16 protein-coding genes are annotated in these 15,721 nt (G+C 76.7%); 7 read left to right on the forward strand and 9 right to left on the reverse strand.

What is annotated here, in order from left to right; translation table 11 throughout:
- Positions 1-80: 80 nt before the first annotated feature.
- Positions 81-980, reverse strand: coding sequence for a homocysteine S-methyltransferase (gene mmuM, locus ACU610_RS05170; protein ID WP_446766648.1), 900 nt, complete (start codon positions 978-980; stop codon positions 81-83).
- A 65-nt stretch (positions 981-1,045) separates the two neighbouring features.
- Between mmuM and yidD the strand changes: the two genes are divergently transcribed.
- Both yidD and arfB read left to right on the forward strand, forming a co-directional pair.
- Entirely contained in the window at positions 1,046-1,561 is a 516-nt protein-coding gene (gene yidD, locus ACU610_RS05175; RefSeq protein WP_446766649.1) for a membrane protein insertion efficiency factor YidD, read from the forward strand.
- A 23-nt stretch (positions 1,562-1,584) separates the two neighbouring features.
- Positions 1,585-2,025, forward strand: a complete 441-nt coding sequence (arfB, locus tag ACU610_RS05180; RefSeq protein ID WP_446766650.1) for an alternative ribosome rescue aminoacyl-tRNA hydrolase ArfB — start codon at positions 1,585-1,587, stop codon at positions 2,023-2,025.
- A gap of 215 nt (positions 2,026-2,240) precedes the next feature.
- Here arfB and ACU610_RS05185 read toward each other — a convergent pair whose 3' ends face one another.
- The 3 genes from ACU610_RS05185 to ACU610_RS05195 form a co-directional block, all read right to left on the reverse strand.
- Positions 2,241-3,461 (reverse strand): RNA polymerase sigma factor, encoded by a 1,221-nt coding sequence (locus tag ACU610_RS05185; protein ID WP_446766651.1) that lies wholly within the window; start codon positions 3,459-3,461, stop codon positions 2,241-2,243.
- Between the two features lie 4 nt (positions 3,462-3,465).
- Positions 3,466-3,816, reverse strand: a complete 351-nt coding sequence (locus ACU610_RS05190; RefSeq protein ID WP_446766652.1) for a YciI family protein — start codon at positions 3,814-3,816, stop codon at positions 3,466-3,468.
- A 96-nt stretch (positions 3,817-3,912) separates the two neighbouring features.
- A complete protein-coding gene (locus tag ACU610_RS05195; protein ID WP_446766653.1) occupies positions 3,913-4,551 on the reverse strand; it encodes a GNAT family N-acetyltransferase in 639 nt (212 codons plus the stop codon).
- A gap of 115 nt (positions 4,552-4,666) precedes the next feature.
- Between ACU610_RS05195 and ACU610_RS05200 the strand changes: the two genes are divergently transcribed.
- From ACU610_RS05200 to ACU610_RS05210, 3 genes are read left to right on the forward strand one after another with little or no spacing between them, the layout of a single operon-like run.
- Positions 4,667-7,264 (forward strand): molybdopterin oxidoreductase family protein, encoded by a 2,598-nt coding sequence (locus tag ACU610_RS05200; RefSeq protein ID WP_446766654.1) that lies wholly within the window; start codon positions 4,667-4,669, stop codon positions 7,262-7,264.
- Positions 7,264-9,789, forward strand: coding sequence for a nitrite reductase large subunit NirB (nirB, locus tag ACU610_RS05205; protein WP_446766655.1), 2,526 nt, complete (start codon positions 7,264-7,266; stop codon positions 9,787-9,789). The genes ACU610_RS05200 and nirB overlap by 1 nt, the downstream gene beginning before the upstream one ends.
- The gene (locus tag ACU610_RS05210; protein WP_446766656.1) at positions 9,786-10,205 is read left to right on the forward strand and encodes a Rieske (2Fe-2S) protein; all 420 of its coding nucleotides are present in this window, start codon (positions 9,786-9,788) and stop codon (positions 10,203-10,205) included. Before nirB ends, ACU610_RS05210 begins: the two co-directional genes overlap by 4 nt.
- A 141-nt stretch (positions 10,206-10,346) precedes the next feature.
- Here the strand turns inward: ACU610_RS05210 and ACU610_RS05215 are convergent, their stop codons facing one another.
- On the reverse strand, positions 10,347-11,321 hold the full coding sequence (locus ACU610_RS05215; protein ID WP_446766657.1) for a methyltransferase: 975 nt from the start codon (positions 11,319-11,321) through the stop codon (positions 10,347-10,349).
- Between the two features lie 41 nt (positions 11,322-11,362).
- Complete coding sequence (locus tag ACU610_RS05220; RefSeq protein WP_446766658.1) at positions 11,363-11,962, reverse strand: helix-turn-helix domain-containing protein; 600 nt, start codon at positions 11,960-11,962, stop codon at positions 11,363-11,365.
- A gap of 57 nt (positions 11,963-12,019) precedes the next feature.
- Between ACU610_RS05220 and ACU610_RS05225 the strand changes: the two genes are divergently transcribed.
- Entirely contained in the window at positions 12,020-12,652 is a 633-nt protein-coding gene (locus ACU610_RS05225) for a class I SAM-dependent methyltransferase (protein WP_446766659.1), read from the forward strand.
- A gap of 168 nt (positions 12,653-12,820) precedes the next feature.
- On the opposite strand, the gene ACU610_RS05230 is transcribed toward ACU610_RS05225, so the two are convergent.
- Complete coding sequence (locus ACU610_RS05230) at positions 12,821-13,630, reverse strand: hypothetical protein (protein ID WP_446766660.1); 810 nt, start codon at positions 13,628-13,630, stop codon at positions 12,821-12,823.
- Complete coding sequence (locus ACU610_RS05235) at positions 13,627-14,127, reverse strand: SigE family RNA polymerase sigma factor (RefSeq protein WP_446766661.1); 501 nt, start codon at positions 14,125-14,127, stop codon at positions 13,627-13,629. The genes ACU610_RS05230 and ACU610_RS05235 overlap by 4 nt, the downstream gene beginning before the upstream one ends.
- Before the next feature lie 93 nt (positions 14,128-14,220).
- On the opposite strand from ACU610_RS05235, the gene ACU610_RS05240 reads away from it, so the two are divergent.
- Positions 14,221-14,886: a cyclase family protein gene (locus ACU610_RS05240; RefSeq protein WP_446766662.1), complete on the forward strand. Its 666-nt coding sequence runs from the start codon at positions 14,221-14,223 to the stop codon at positions 14,884-14,886.
- A gap of 7 nt (positions 14,887-14,893) precedes the next feature.
- On the opposite strand, the gene ACU610_RS05245 is transcribed toward ACU610_RS05240, so the two are convergent.
- Complete coding sequence (locus tag ACU610_RS05245) at positions 14,894-15,691, reverse strand: hypothetical protein (RefSeq protein ID WP_446766663.1); 798 nt, start codon at positions 15,689-15,691, stop codon at positions 14,894-14,896.
- Positions 15,692-15,721: the final 30 nt, after the last annotated feature.

Below are 15,721 nucleotides of genomic sequence, written 5' to 3' on the forward strand. Positions count from 1 at the left end.
ACCATGGAGCTGGCCGCACCACGGGTCAACGGCCGTTGCCGAGGCCAACCGTGTGGAGCCGTCGCCGTGCGCAGATCGGCTCAGCGCACGGCGGCGGTGATCCGGGCGATGTCGGCCGGGCCGACCCGGCAGCAGCCCCCGACGAGACGGGCGCCGGCGGCCAGCCACGTGGGCACCTGGGCGGGGTCCACGCCCCCGGTGCCCGTCCAGCGGCGCGCGTCGGCGTCCCAGCCCTCGCCGCTGTTCGGGTAGGCGACCAGCGGCTTGCCCGACGACGCCGCGGCGGCCAGCGACGGGCCGACGGCGGCCGGGTCGGTGCAGTTGACGCCGACGGCCACCACGGCGTCGTTGCCACAGGCCATCGCGAACACCTCCGCGGCCGGCTCGCCGCGGCGTGTGCGGGCGACGCCACCGTCCAGCACCGTGGTGAGCGACAGCCAGACCGGCATCCCCAGCATGTCGGCCTCCTCCAGCAGCGCCTCGGCCTCGGCGGCGGCGGGCACCGTCTCGCAGGCCAGGACGTCGGCGCCGGCCTCCGCCAGCCACTCCATGCGCGGCCGGTGCCAGCGCCGCAGCCGCTCGACGCCCAGCAGGTCGGCGTAGCCGCCGGTGTACTCCGAGCCGTCGGCGAGCGCCGCGCCGTAGGGTCCGACCGACCCGGCGACCCAGGCGTCCGGCGCGCCGCGGCGGGCCAGCACCACCGAGCGCTCGATGAGCCGGCGTGCCCCGGCGGCGTCCACCCCCGCCCGGGCCAGACCCTCCACGGAGGCCTGGTAGCTGGCCGTTGTCGCGACCTGCGCGCCGGCGGCCGCGAACGCCGCGTGCGCGGCCACCACCGCCTCGGGGGCGTCGAGCAGCAGCCGGGCCGACCACAGCGCCGACGACAGGTCGTGCCCCTGCGCCTCCAGCTCCGTGGCCAGGCCGCCGTCGAGGACGACCGGGCCAGCGGCGAGGGCGGTGGCGAGGGGCACTCCGGGCACGTCCCGATGGTGCCCGCCTCCGGCTCGGCCTGCGGAGCCCGCCGCGCGCCCGGAGGATCAGGGACATGGTCTTCGTCTGGAGCAGCGGCTGGGGGCCGCGGCGGCGCCGGCACGGACCGGGGTACGGCCGACGTTACGGACCGCGGTACCGCTACGGCCCCCCGTACGGCTACGGCCCCCGGTACGGCTACGGGCGGCGCCGCGGGTACGACCGCGACGGCTCGTGCCTGCGCGACCTGCTGTTCCTGAACACCGGGTGCTGCCTGGCCAACGCGATCGGCTGCGGCGTCGAGGGGATGTTCCTCGTGCCGACGACGGTGCGGCACGTCCACGCCGCCGGCACCGGGCCGCGCAGGACTCGGGTGCGGGACCGGCTGGTGGCCGCCGTCCGGGTCTACCAGCGCGAGGTCAGCCCCCGGCGACCGCCGTGCTGCCGCTTCGAGCCCACCTGCTCGGCCTACGCCGTCCAGGCACTGGAGCGGCACGGCGCCGGACGCGGCAGCTGGCTGACGCTGCGCCGGCTGCTGCGCTGCCGGCCGGGCGCGGCCGGCGGCCCCGACCCCGTACCCGCTGCGGCCTGAGGTGCCTCCGCGACACTGGCCGCGTGCCGACCACCGATGACGCCTCCGGGGACCTGCCGGTCACCGGCTCCCTGGTCGTGCCCGCGGCCGCGCTGTACTGGCGGTTCTCCCGGTCCTCGGGTCCGGGCGGGCAGGGGGTCAACACCGCCGACTCGCGGGTCGAGCTGTCGGTCGCGCCGCTGGAGCTGCCCGGGCTGACCGGCGTCCAGCGGGAGCGGCTGGCCGCGCGCCTGGCCGGCCGGCTGGTGGACGGCGTCCTGACCGTGGCCGCCGGCGAGCACCGCCAGCAGCTGCGCAACCGGCAGGCCGCGCGGGAGCGGCTGGCCGCCGTCCTGCGCGCGGCGCTCGCTCCGCCGCCCCCGGCGCGCCGGCGTACCAAGCCGACGCGCGGGTCGCAGGAGCGACGGATCCAGGCCAAGAAGCAGCGCGGCGAGCTCAAGCGCTCCCGCCGCCGCTGGGACTGAGCCCCGGCGACCCTGCGAGGGAGACCGACCCGCCGGACCTCGACCGCTGCCCACTCGTGTGGGCGGGGCCGTCGAAGGGACCACCGGTGGCCCTGCGGCCCGGAGGCAGTGCCCCTGCCGAACCTCCACCCCTGCCCACAGCTGTGGGCAGGGGTGGAGGTTCGCGAGGGGGTGAGCAGAGGGCGTCCTCGGGGAGGACGACCGGTGGCCGGAGCTCAGTCCGCGACCTCGGCCCGCCGCCGCTCCAGGAACGCCCGTTCGGTCGCGTTGCCGGCCAGCGCGAGGGCCGCGTCGTAGGCCGCGGCGGCCTCGGCTCGACGCCCCATCCGGCGCAGCAGGTCGGCCCGCACGGCCGGCAACAGGTGCGAGCGCGGCAGGTCGAGGGCGTCGAGCAGCGCCAGCGCCGCCGCCGGGCCGTGCACCTCGGCCACCGCGACCGCCCGGTTGAGCGCCACCACCGGGCTCGGCGCGAGCGCCACCAGGTGGTCGTAGAGCGCGAGCACCTGCGACCAGTCGGTCTCGGCGGCGGACGCGGCGTCGCTGTGCACCGCCTGGATCGCCGCCTGCACCTGGTACGGCCCGGGGGCGCCGCGGCGCAGGCAGCGGCGCACCAGCTCCTGGCCCTCCGCGATCAGCGCGGCGTCCCACCGGGAGCGGTCCTGCTCGGGCAGGGGCACCAGCGACCCGTCGGGCGCGACCCGGGCGGACCGGCGCGACTCGCTCAGCAGGACCAGCGCCAGCAGGCCGAGCACTTCCGGCTCGTCGGGCATGAGCTCCGCCAGCTCGCGGGCCAGCCGGACCGCCTCCGCACAGAGGTCGGTGCGCACCAGCCCCTCGCCCGCCGACGCGGTGTGCCCCTCCGAGTAGACGAGGTAGACGACGGCGAGGACGCCGGACAGCCGGTCGGGCAGGTCGGCCTCGGCGGGCACCCGGTACGGGATGCGGGCCGCGCGGATCTTGTGCTTGGCCCGCACCAGCCGCTGGGCCATCGTCGCCTCGGGCACCAGGAACGCGTGCGCGATCTCCGCGGTGGACAACCCGCCCACCAACCGCAGGGTCAGCGCGACGCGGGCAGCGGGGGCCAGGGCGGGGTGGCAGCAGGTGAACAGCATGCGCAGCCGGTCGTCGCGCACGGCGCCCTCCTCGGGCGGGGGTCCGGGGTCGGCCAGCAGCGCCGCGGCCCGGTACCGGTCGGTGCGCGTGGACTCGCGACGCAGCCGGTCGATGGCCCGGTTGCGGGCGGTGGTGACGATCCAGCCCGCGGGGCTGGGTGGCACGCCGTCGGCCGGCCAGCGCTGCAGGGCGGTCACGAAGGCGTCCTGCACCGCCTCCTCGGCGGCGTCGATGTCGCCGAGGAGGCGGGTGAGGACGGCGACCGCGCGTCCGTAGGACTCGCGGAAGACCGCCTCCACGTCGGGCGCACGGACCTCGGGCACCGCGTCAGACGCCCTGGTTGGCGATCGGCCGGACCTCCACCGGCAGGGTCGTCGCCCGCGCCACCTCGCGGCCCCAGGCCAGTGCCGCGTCGAGGTCCTCGGCCTCCACGACGGTGAACCCGCCGACGTGCTCCTTGGCCTCCACGTAGGGTCCGTCGGTGACGAGGAACTCCTCGCCGGCGGGGCGCACCACGGTCGCGGTCTCGGGTGCGTGCAGCCCGGCCGAGAACACCCACGCGCCGGACGCCCGCATCCGCTCGGTCACCGCGGCGACGTCGCGCATGATCGGCTCGAGCACCTCGGGCGGGGGCACCGGGCCGTCGGGCTGGATCAGGCTGAGCAGGTACTGCGGCATGACGGTCTCCTCGGGGTCAGCGGCCGGCACCGTACCGGCCACTCACCCCCTGTACGAACGACCCGGGGTCAGATCGACAGCTGCGCGACGAGGTCCTCAGGACGACGGGGAGCGCACCATCAGCCAGAGCGGCAGCGTGCCGTCGGAGTTCTCCAGCGCCTGGTCGACGTCGAAGCCGAGCCGCCGCAGGAAGCGGACCGCGGCCCAGGTCGAGACGACGGCGGCGGCGGGCAGGCCGTCGGCGTCGCAGCGCTCGAGCACCGGCTGCAGCAGCGCCGTGCCGAAGCCGTGCCGCCGGCTGCTGGGCCGGGTGCCCTGGTGGGCCAGCCACCAGTGCGGTCCGGCCGGGCGGGCGGCGTCGACCAGCTCGCGGGTCCGGCGGACGGCGTCCCAACGAGAGCCGTGCACGTGCGGCAGCTCGGTGGCGAGTGCGGCACGGACGTCGTCGGGCAGCGGCCGGGTGCCCGGCGCCCCCACGGGGGCGTGCCACGCAGCGACGGCGGTGACGTCCTCGGTGACCCAGCCGGTGCCGGTGGAGACCGCGCGGTGCCCGGCGTCGAGCTCGGCGAGGCGGGTCAGCCGCTGCACCCGGCCGTCGTCCGGCAGCGCCCAGCGCGCCCAGCGCGAGGTGGCCTGCACGAGGGTCAGGGTGGCGGCGATCCGGGGCACGTCGCGCTGCTCGGCGGGGCGGACCGACGGGGCGCCGAGGTGCACGGTGATCACGCGGTCGGCCACCCCGCCAGCGTAGGCACGCCCTAACAACGGCCGCCGGGACGGCGTGAGGTGGACGGAACGCAGGCTTGACGCCGATGCCGCGGCCGGGAAACCGGCGCCGTCGACCCTCGTCGGCGTGACCGCGACCGCCCTCCCCGGAGTGCTCGCCGGGACCGGCCCGCGCACCCGGACGACGCAGACCCACTGCCCCTACTGCTCCCTGCAGTGCGGCGTCACGATGACCGCCGGCGACCGCCCGGCCACACTGCAGCCGGCCGACTTCCCGACCAACCGCGGCGGCCTGTGCTCCAAGGGCTGGTCGGCGCCGGAGCTGCTCGACCACCCCGAGCGGCTGACCCGTCCGCTGGTGCGCGCCGTCCCCGGCGACCGCAGCAGCGCGCTGGTCGAGAGCACCTGGGACGAGGCGCTGGACCGGGTCGTCGCCGCGATCGAGCGGACCCAGGCCGCGCACGGCCGCGACGCCGTCGGCTGCTTCGGCGGCGGCGGGCTGACCAACGAGCAGGCCTACCAGTTCGGCAAGTTCGCCCGGGTCGCGCTGCGCACCTCACGGATCGACTACAACGGCCGCTTCTGCATGTCCTCGGCCGCGGGTGCGGCCAACCGCGCGTTCGGCCTCGACCGCGGCATGCCGTTCCCGCTCTCCGACGTGGCCGCCGCCGACGTCGTCGTCCTGGTCGGGTCCAACCCGGCCGACACCATGCCCCCGGCGATGCAGTGGTTCGACGAGGGCCGGGCCCGCGGCGCGCAGCACGTCGTGGTGGACCCCCGCCGGACGGCGACCGCCCGCAACGCCGCGCTGCACCTGCAGCCGCTGCCGGGTACCGACCTGGCGCTGGCCAACGGGCTGCTGCACATCGCGATCGCCGAGGGCCTCGTCGACGAGGCGTACGTCGCGGCGCGCACCACCGGCTTCGAGCAGGTCCGGGAGGGGGTCGGGGCGTACTGGCCCGACCGGGTGGAGCGGCTGACCGGCGTCCCCGTCGCCGACCAGCGCCGCACCGTCTTCGCCCTCGCCCGCGCGGAGCGGGCGATCGTGCTGACCGCCCGCGGTGCCGAGCAGCACCGCAGCGGCACCGACACCGCCCAGGCGTGGATCAACCTGGCGCTGGCCCTCGGCCTGCCCGGCCGCGAGGGCAGCGGCTGGGCCACCGTCACCGGCCAGGGCAACGGGCAGGGCGGTCGCGAGCACGGGCAGAAGGCCGACCAGCTGCCCGGCTACCGGCAGCTCGCCGACCCGGCCGCTCGCGCCTCCGTCGCCGCGGTCTGGGGCGTCGACCCCGACGACCTGCCGCAGCCGGGGCCGTCGGCCTTCGAGCTGCTCGACGCCCTCGGCACCGACGGCGGCGTGCGCACCCTGCTGGTGCTCGCCTCCAACGTCGCGGTCTCCGCACCGGACGCCCGCCGGGTGATCAGCCGCCTGGGCGACCTGGACTTCCTCGCGGTCAGCGACTTCTTCCTCTCCGAGACCGCCGAGCTCGCCGACGTCGTCCTGCCCAGCGCCATGTGGGCCGAGGAGGACGGCACGATGACCAACGTCGAGGGGCGGGTCCTCCGCCGCCGGCGCGCGCTGGACCCGCCCGACGGCGTCCGCGACGACCTGCAGCTGCTCGCCGAGCTGGCCGACCGGCTCGGCGCCGGGCACCTGTTCTCCGCCGACCCGGAGACGGTCTTCGCCGAGCTCGGCCGGGCCAGCGCCGGGGGAGCGGCCGACTACTCCGGCATCACCTACCGGCGCATCGACGAGGAGCAGGGCGTCTTCTGGCCCTGCCCCGCACCGGACCACCCCGGCACGCCGCGGTTGTTCCTCGACCGCTTCGCCACCCCGGACGGGCGGGCCCGCTTCCTCCGCGTCGAGCACGTCGAGGCCTCCGAACGGCCCGACGCCGCGTACCCCTACGTGCTCACCACCGGCCGGGTGCTGGCGCAGTACCAGTCGGGCACCCAGACCCGGCGGACCAGGAGCCTGCAGCTGGTCGCTCCGCTGCCGCGCGCCGAGCTGCACCCCGACCTCGCCCGCCGCCTGGGCATCGGCCCGGACGACGTCGTCGAGCTGGCCACCCGCCGCGGCCGGGCCCGCTTCTCGGCGCACCTGACCGACGACATCCGCCCCGACGTCGTCTTCGCCCCCTTCCACTGGGGCGGCGGTTCCAGCGCCAACGCGCTCACCGACGCCGACGCGCTCGACCCGACGTCGAGGATGCCGGCCTTCAAGGTCTGCGCGGTCGCCGTCACCCGCGTCGCCGGCCCGGTGGAGCGGCTGCCCGCCCCCGACGCCGCCACCCAGCCCCAGACCCGTCCGCACCAGCAACCCGCGGCGCGCACCCCGCTCCTGCCGTCCCGCCCCGTCCCGAGGAGGACCCCGCGCGTGAAGAGCACACCCCGTTTCCTGCAAGGCGTGTACCCGCTCACGGGGGAGGGCCTGGACAAGCCCGGCCCCATCGACCCGGCCCTGCGCTACACGGTGCCCTCGGGTGCCACCGCGCAGGCCCTGTACTTCCGCGGCGGCAACTCCACCGACCACCTGGTCTACGTGCTGCTGGTCCGCGACGGGGTGCCGGTGCGCTGGTTCCCGATCGGGGCGAAGGGGGACGTGCACGTCCCGCTGCGCGTCGTCGAGGACCTGCCCGGCGGCACGGTCGTCGAGCTGCAGGCGGCTGGGCCCATCGGCGTCACCGGTGAGCTCGTGGTCGACCTCGGGCTGGTGGAGGTCTGATGACGATCCTGGGTGGTCGGCCGACCGGCCTGACGTCCTTCTCCCTCGACGACGACCTGGACTCCCGCGCCCGGCTGGTCGTCGTCGGCAACGGCATGGCCGGCGCCCGCCTGGTCGAGGAGGTGCTCGAGCGGGGCGGGGCCGAGCAGTTCCGCATCACCGTCCTCGGCGACGAGCCGCACGGCAACTATAACCGGATCATGCTCTCGCCGGTGCTGGCCGGGGAGTCGCACGAGGACGACATCGTCCTCAACAGCCACGACTGGTACGCCGACAACGGCGTGCACCTGCGGGCGGGGGTCCGGGCCGAGCGCATCGACACCGCCGCCAAGACCGTCCTCGGCTCCGACGGCTCGGTCACCCCCTACGACCACCTGGTGCTGGCCACCGGCAGCTACTCGTTCATCCCGCCGATGGCCGGGGTCCGCCGCGACGACGGCAGCCTGCTGCCCGGCGTGTACGGGTTCCGGACCATCGACGAGACCCGCGCCATGCTCGAGGCCACCGGCCGCTGCCGGAGGGCCGTCGTCATGGGCGGCGGGCTGCTCGGCCTGGAGGCGGCCCGCGCGCTGCAGAGCCACGGGCTGCAGGTCGAGCTCGTGCACGCCATGCCGTGGCTGATGAACGCCCAGCTCGACGCCGAGGCCGGCGCCATCCTCAAGAGGAGCGTCGAGTCGCTCGGGATCGCCGTCCACCTCGACGTCCTGGCCACCGAGGTGCTCGGCACCGAGCACGTCGAGGGGGTCGTGCTGAAGGACGGCCGCCGGCTGGACTGCGATCTGCTCGTCGTCGCCGCCGGCGTCCGGCCGCACACCGACGTCGCGCTCCGCTCGGGGCTGGAGGTCGAGCGCGGCATCGTCGTCGACGACCGGCTGCGCACCGACGACCCCGACGTCTACGCCATCGGCGAGTGCGCCCAGCACCGCGGCTCGGTCTACGGCCTGGTGCAGCCGGCCTGGGAGCACGCCCGCGTGCTCGCCGACGTCCTCACCGGCGCCGACCCCGACGCCGAGTACCACGGCAGCCGGACGGCGACCAAGCTCAAGGTCGCCGGCGTCGACGTCGCCACCATGGGGGTCAACACCCCCGAGCGGGAGGACGACGAGTTCCTCGTGATCTCCGAGCCCAAGCGCGGCGTGCACCTGTCGGTGGTGATCCGCGACGACCGGCTCATCGGGGCCACGCTGCTCGGCGACACCCGCAAGGTCGCCTTCCTGACCCAGGCCTTCGACCGCGGCGCGCCGCTGCCGGAGGAGCGGATCCGGCTGCTCGTCGACCTCTCCGACGGCGCCGAGGAGGTCGGTGTCGCCGAGATGCCGGCCGACTCCCAGGTGTGCAACTGCAACGGCGTCTCGAAGGGCGACATCTGCGGGGCCGTCGCCGGCGGCTGCGGCAGCGTCGGCGCCGTCATGGACGCCACCCGCGCCGGCAAGGGCTGCGGCTCCTGCAAGTCCCTCGTCAAGCAGATCGTCGAGTGGGCCGCCGACGGCGACGTCGCCGAGGACCCGGCCGCCTCGTACTACGTGCCCGGCGTCCCGCTGGCCAAGCCGGAGCTGATGGCCGCCATCCGCGAGCAGGACCTGCGCAGCGTCTCGGCGGTCTTCGCCGCGCTCGCCCCGGGCGGGCAGGAGGACGCCAGGTCGAAGATGGGCCTGACCTCGCTGCTCAAGATGGTGTGGGGCGTGGACTTCGTCCCCGAGAAGGACGGCGAGTTCATCAACGACCGGGTGCACGCCAACATCCAGCGCGACGGCACCTTCTCCGTCGTCCCGCAGATGAAGGGCGGCGTCACCACCCCGGCCCAGCTGCGCCGCATCGCCGAGGTCGCCGAGAAGTACGAGGTCCCGATGGTCAAGGTGACCGGCGGCCAGCGCATCGACCTGCTCGGCGTCCGCAAGGAGGACCTGCCGGCGATGTGGGCGGACCTGGGCATGCCCTCGGGGTACGCCTACGGCAAGAGCTTCCGCACCGTGAAGACCTGCGTGGGCAGCGACTTCTGCCGCTTCGGCCTGGGGGACTCCACCCAGTTGGGCATCGACCTGGAGACGCGGTTCCAGGGCATCGAGAGCCCGGCGAAGATGAAGCTCGCCGTCGTCGGCTGCCCGCGCAACTGCGCCGAGGCCTACGTCAAGGACGTCGGCGTCGTGGCGATCGGCAACGGGCGGTGGGAGGTCTACGTCGGCGGGGCCGCCGGGGCCACCGTCCGCAAGGGCGACCTGCTGGCCACCGTCGACTCCCCGCAGGAGGTGCTCCGGCTCACCGGCCGGTTCCTGCAGTACTACCGGGAGAACGCCAACTGGCTGGAGCGCACCTACGACTTCGTGCCGCGGGTCGGGCTGGAGCGGATCCGCGCGGTGCTGCTCGAGGACAGCGAGGGGATCGTGGCGCAGCTGGACGCGAACATGCAGCGCTCGATCGACGCGTACACCGATCCGTGGGGCCAGGACGGCAGGGAGCCGGCCACCCCCGGCCAGTTCCGCACGTCGCTGCCGCTGGTGGCGCTGCCGAAGGTGCCCGTCCGATGAGCGCCACGACACGGTTGCGGCACCTCGAGGCCGCCCGGACCACCACCCCGGGCACCGGGACCGGCAGCCCGGCGACCGACGTGCGCACCCTCGGCCCCGCGGCACCGCCGCGCGGCGAGGCGTACGCCGTCGGGCGGGTCGAGGAGGTGCCGCCGGGGGAGGGGCGGGCGTTCGTGGCCGGGGGCGTGCAGGTCGCCGTCTTCCGGCTGCGGGACGGCTCGCTGCACGCCACCCAGGCCGCCTGCCCGCACGCCGGGGGACCGCTGGCCGACGGGCAGACCGACGTGGACGTGCTGGTCTGCCCGCTGCACCTGCACGCCTACCGGTGGCGCGACGGCGCCTCGACGTCGGGGGCCGCGCCGATCCGGGTGTACCCGGTGCGCGAGTCCGGCGGCGAGATCGTCGTCGAGGTGTAGGACCACCTGCCCGCTCCGGCCCACCACCACCTCTCCGGTGATCATGGGGTCGTGGCCGCCCGCACCGGCGTGTCCCCGCGTGTCGGCGGCGACGACCCCATGATCAACCCGGTGGGAGAGGATCCGGACGGGGCCCGCCGCCTACGCGGGGCGCACCTCGAGCACGTGCACCCCGGCCTCGGTCGGGACGTCGCGGGTGAGCCGCAGCCCGGCCGCCGCGCACAGCGCCGCGTACTCCGCGGCGGTGCGCTCGCGGCCGCGCAGCAGCACCAGCACGTGCAGGTCCATCCGCACCGCGGCCGGGTCGTCGACGGCGCGCTCGGGCAGCACCGCCTCCACCACCAGCAGCACCGAGTCCGGCCGCATCGCCACCCGGCAGACCGTGAGCACCCGGCGGGCGGCGTCGTCGTCCCAGTCGTGCAGCACCCGGGACAGCAGGTAGGCGTCGGAGCCGGCCGGCACCTGGGCGAAGAAGTCGCCACCGACCGCGGGCAGGTCCGAGCCGGCGACGACCTCCGGCCGGTCGAACAGCAGCACGTCGGCGGACGGCGCCCGCTCCCGCACCGCCCGCAGCAGCGCGCCGGACCCGCCGCCCACGTCGACCACCGAGGCGAAGCCGGAGACGTCGTAGGCGGCCACCACCGCACCGGCCTCCCGCGCCGAGCGGTCGGCCATCGAGGCGCGGAACGCCGCCAGCCGCGCCGGCTCGGCCGCGAGCGCGTCGAAGAAGGGCCGCCCCTCGGCGAGCTCGAACGGCGTCCCACCGTCCCGCACGGCGGCGAAGAGCTCCGCGGCGGACCGGTAGTAGAGCCCGCCGCGGGCGGCCACCGCACCCCGCAGCGACCCCGGCACCCCGGCCCGCAGCAGCTCGCCGACCGGGCTCAGCGCGAAGCGGCCGTCGGGCAGCTCCTCGAGCACCTCCTCGGCGGCCAGCCCGCGCAGCACCCGGTGCAGGACGTCGGGCACGGCGCCGAGCTCCCGTGCGAGGTCGGGGGCGTTGCGCGCGCCGGCGGCCAGCGCGTCGGGCACCCCCAGCGCGACGGCGACGTGCAGCAGCTGGGTGACCAGGTAGCCGTCGGCGAGCCGGGCCAGCCGGTCGGCTGGGGAGCCGGGCACGGCGGCATGGTGACACCACTATCAGCAGGCGGACAACGCACTCAGCGGCGCGGACGGGCGCGCACGTGCATCCGCTCGCCCTGCGGGCCGAAGAGGGTGAGCACCTCGGCGACCCCGGGGCCGGGGTTGCCGAACCAGTGCGGCGTCCGGGTGTCGAACTCGGCGACCTCCCCGGGGCCGAGGAGCAGGTCGTGCTCGCCGAGCACCAACCGCAGCCGGCCGGAGAGCACGTAGAGCCAGTCGTAGCCCTCGTGGGTCTGCTGCTCGGGCTCGCCGCCCGGCCAACCCGCCGGATAGACCTGCTTGAACGCCTGCACCCCACCGGGACGGCGGGTCAGCGGCAGGGACGTGACGCCGTGGTGGGTCACCGGCCGCAGGTGCACCCGCGGGTCCCCGGTCTCCGGCGCGCCGACCAGCTCGTCCAGCGGCACCTGGTGGGCCCGCGCCAGCGGCAGCAGCAGCTCGAGGGTCGGTCGCCGCTGCCCGGACTCCAGCCGGGACAGCGTGCTCACCGAGATGCCGGTCTCCTCCGACAGCTGCGTCAGGGTGAGCCGGCGCCGCTGGCGCAGCGCGCGCAGCCGCGGGCCGACGGCGGTGAGCACCGCGTCGGTCGTCGCCTGGTCGTCCGCCACGTCCGTCATTTGCCGGTCCGGCAATCTCCTTTGTCAAGACGGCGCTACCCGGGGAGGCTGCCGGGCATGGAGCACGGAGCACACCAGGCGCACGGGGAGATGCGGTTCGACGAGGCGTCCTGGGAGGAGCGGTACCGCACGGCGCCGGCGCTGTGGAGCGGCCGCGCCAACCCGCAGCTGGTGGCCGAGGCCGCCGGGCTGACGCCGGGCCGGGCGCTGGACGCCGGCAGCGGAGAGGGCGGCGACGCGCTGTGGCTCGCCGGCCGCGGCTGGCGGGTGACCGCGGTCGACTTCTCCACAGTGGCGCTGGCCCGCGCCGCCGCGGCCGCCGACCGGCTGGGCGTCGAGGTCGACCGGGTGCACGCCGACCTCACCCGCTGGACACCGCCGGCCGGGGCCTTCGACCTGGTCTCGGCGCAGTACCTCCACCTGCCGGCCCACGACCGCGACCCCGCGTTCGCCCGGCTGGCCGCCGCGGTCGCGCCGGGCGGCAGCCTGCTCGTCGTCGGGCACCGGCCCAGCGAGCTGCACACGGGGATGCCGGAGATGTTCTTCGCGGCCGAACAGGTCGCCGCGACGCTCGACCCGGCGGACTGGGACGTCGTGGTCTGCGAGGACCGCCCGCGCACGGCGGCCGGCCCGGCCGGGCGCGAGCTGCCCGTCGCCGACACCGTGCTGCGCGCCCGCCGCCGGGGGTGACCGCCAGGGCGCCGGGACGGTGGCCGTGGCCGGCGCGCGGTCCGCCGCAGTCCTCGCTCCCGCCGACCCGGACCCACTCGAGGCCGCCGTCCGGCGGTCGGCTCGGCGAGGACGGCGCCGTCCGGCCCGAGCACGGCGACGTTCGCCTCGTCCGTGCCCGCCCGCCGCTCACCGGTCCGCCCGGATCGGCTCGACCGACGACAGCACGGTGCCGTCCGCGGCCCGGACCTCGACCCTCGCCGTTGCCGCGGGTCCGGCCGTCCCGCCCAGCCCGTCGGTGAGCGGCACCTCGGCCAGCGGCGTGCCGCTGTCGTCGACCACCCGGGCCGTGACGGCCGAGGACGGCGCGACGACGGCGAGCGTCCCGGTCCCTGGGTCCCACAGCGCGGCGGGCAGCACCCGTTCGACGACGACCGGCGCGCTCCGCAGCCGCAGCTCGTCCGGCGCCGCGCCCGGCGGGCCGGCGAACCAGGCGAGCGCGACCGACCCGGTGCCCAGCTGCCGTTCCAGCTCGTCGTCGTCCACGAGCGGCGGCGGCACGGTCAGCGGGCGGGAGACCAGCGCCCACCGCCCGCCGGGCACGTCGCCGGCGAAGAGCACCTGCGCGTCCTGCGGGGGACCGGCCGCGCCGGCACCCGCGTCGCCCCAGGACAGCTGCCGCGCCGCCGCCACGAACGCCGCGTCGCCGGCCAGCGAGCCGACGGTGCGGCTCCCGCCCGCACCGGCGTCCGCCAGGGGCGCCGACGCGGGCGCGTCGGCGACGGCGGTCGCCGGCTCCGCCGACGGCCCGTCCGGCACCAGGAGCCGGCCGCCCGCCACCGCGGCCACGACCGCCAGGCCGACCGCCCCCAGACGCAGCTGCGTCCTCCGGCGGGCGCGGTGTCGCTGCTCGACGACCGCGGTCAGGTCGGCGCGCGGCGGCGGCGCGGTGGCGTCGGCGAGCGCGCTCAGGCGCGCCCGCAGCTCGTCGTCCCTCACCGCTCCTCCCCACCGGTCGGCTGCAGCGCGGTCAGCGCGGCGCGCAGCCGGGCCAGGCCCCGCGCGGTCTGGGTGTTCACCGTGCTGGGCGAGCAGCCCATCAGCTCGGCGGCCTGCTGCTCGGAGAGGTCCTCGAAGTAGCGCAGCACCACCGCGGTCCGCATCCGGACCGGCAGCTCGCGCAGCGCGGCGCGCAGCTCCTCGTCGCCGTCCTGGTGCGGTGCCGCGGGCCGGTCGGGCACCGACTCCACCACCTGCTCGGTGGTGGACGACCGGCGCCGCCAGCTCGCGTGCGTGGTCACCAGCACCCGGCGCACGTAGGCCGAGGGCGGTCCGGAGCGGCTGATCCGGTCCCAGTGCCGGTAGGTCTTGAGCAGGGCGGTCTGCACGAGGTCCTCCGCGTGTCCGCGGTCGCCGGAGAGCAGGACGGCCAGGCGCAGCAGAGCGGCCTGCTCCGCGGACACGAACTCCGCGAAGCCCCGGTCCCCGTCGTCCACCCGTGCCTCCTCCGCCGGCCTCCTGACCTCTCCACGCGGTGGGCCCGGCCGCAGACCCACACCCCCGGGGTCTCGTGCGGGAGGGTGGTCGGCATGTCCGGGTTCGTCGAACTGAGTCACGTGATCTCCGCCGGGATGGTGACCTATCCCGGCCTGCCCGGGCCGGAGGTGACCCCGCACCTGACCCGCGAGGCGTCGCGGGAGCTCTACGCGCCGGGCACCGAGTTCGCCATCGACGCGGTGCGCATGGTCGGCAACACCGGCACGTACCTCGACAGCCCCCTCCACCGCCACGCCGACGGGGCCGACCTCGCCGGGCTGCCGCTGGAGAAGCTGGCCGACCTGCCCGCCGTCGTGATCCGCACCGCCGGCTCCGGCCGCCGGGCCGTCGGTGTCGGCGACCTCGCCGGTCACGACGTCGCCGGGTGCGCGGTGCTGCTGCACACGGGTGGGGACGCCGACTTCGGGACGCCGGCCTACGCCGTGGACGCGCCCTTCCTCAGCGGGGACGGCGCCCGGTGGCTGGTCGACCAGGGCGCGGCGCTGGTGGGCATCGACGCGGTGAACATCGACGAGATGGTCAAGCGCGGCGAGCGGCCGGCGCACACCCTGCTGCTGGCGGCGGGGATCCCGATCGTCGAGCACCTCACCGGGCTGGGCGCGGTGCCGGACACCGGCGCCCGCTTCACCGCCGCCCCGCCGCGTTTCGCCGGGTTCACCACCTTCCCAGTGCGCGCCTACGCCCAGCTGCCGGACTGACCCCGGCTCAGGCGGGCGGCGCGAGCTCGGCCAGCGCGGCGGCGACGTCGTCGTCCCGCACGAAGCCCAGCGCCAGCAGCCGGTGCACGAGCACACCGCGGCGGGTCGGCCGCAGGTCGGCCGGGCGCAGCCGGGGGAGTGCCGCGCCGCCCGGCCGCGGCTGGGCCGGCGGCGGGTCGACCAGGCCGGCGCGCTGCAGGTCGGCGACGTCCTCCCGCGCGCCCCACGCCGTCCACCCGCGCGGGTCGTCGGCCAGCGGGGTCATCGGCAGCGGCAGGCGGTCGCGGCGGCCGACGCCGGCCAGCAGCACCAGCTGCCGCCAGGTCAGCCCGGCGGCCAGCGTCAGTGCCCGCTCGACCAGCGCGGCGTCCAGGTCGGGGGAGCAGGCCACCTCGGCCAGCAGGTAGCCCAGGTGCCGCACCCGGCGCTCCTCGTGCGAGCCGCGGGCGGCGGCCACCACGGCCTCGGTGACCGCGTCGGCCGCCGAGCGCCCGCCGGACCGCGGGCTGAAGTAGCCGTCGGTGCGGACCGGCCGCCCGCCGCGGGCCAGCGCCACGCCGTGCTCGACGGCGAAGGCGAGGACGGCGCCGGCGCGGGCCCGCTCCCGGGGGACGGCGATCCCCGCCGCCTCGTCGGCCGCCGTCCGCAGGCACCGGGCCAGCCGCTCCTCGAGACGCACCGCCACCCGGCCGGCCGGGTCGGGGTAGACGAGGGTCGCGGCGCTCCGGCTCATGGTGCCCGCGACCGCCGCGCCGTCCTCGATCAGGGCGCGGCCGGCAGCCGCAGGGTCCTCGGTCACGGTCACGCCGCCGATCCTCCCCACTGGCCGGGCCGG

It is taken from the genome of Geodermatophilus sp. URMC 61 (genome assembly GCF_052931555.1).